Here is a 666-nt window from a genome sequence, read left to right as displayed (position 1 = left end):
CAAAGAAGCGCCGCAAAGGAGAAAGCCCACATCTTCTCTCACCGCTTCAAGGGCCATCTCTGCTCGCTTGTAATACGGTCCTCGGTCAGCACCAGTACGCCGCATTCCGAAAGTCTGGAACCAGTCACGAAATCCTGGCCTGTCTTCTTTACTTCTGTGCTCTTCCAAATGAAGAAGCGGCATCCCTTCCATTTCGTGCTCGGTGTCGTAATCGGCTATTCTGCGTAAGTTGTCTGGGCTGCATACAGGGACGAGATAGTCAAAGAAGAGCGGCTCCCCTTTTTCACGTCCGCCGTATTCAACGCGGATATCTGGCGCCCCCAGCCGCATCGGAACGTCCCCCGCTCCGTTGATGCAAAAGAGAATGTTTGGATGGTCTTCTCTAAATTTCGGTAACCGAGGTGCCAGCCACAATTCGGACCAATCCGGGTCGGCAACGATGTGAATTTCGCTAACACGCTGAAAATCGAGTGTTGTCGATACGCGTTCAAGTGCCGAAAATGCAGTACGAAGATCCGCCAGTGCCCCTGACAGTTCGGGTGTTGGGTGCAATCCTGACCGACCACGGACCAAAAGGTCTGTTCCAAGGTAATCTTCCAGCGCTCGGATCCTTTGACCGACTGCAGCAGGGGTGATCCCCAATTCGCTGGCGGCTGCTTTGAGCGA

Annotated in this window: 1 protein-coding gene; it reads right to left on the bottom strand. The window is 54.1% G+C overall.

From position 1 onward, the window contains the following. On the bottom strand, window positions 1-666 hold a 666-nt coding region (locus tag ACR0LX_RS22990), incomplete at both ends, for a LysR family transcriptional regulator (protein WP_480785638.1).

It is taken from the genome of Ruegeria sp. CH11, from assembly GCF_056537105.1.
The sequence above is the reverse complement of the archived record's forward strand: the minus strand, read 5'-3'. Positions and strand labels throughout refer to the sequence as shown.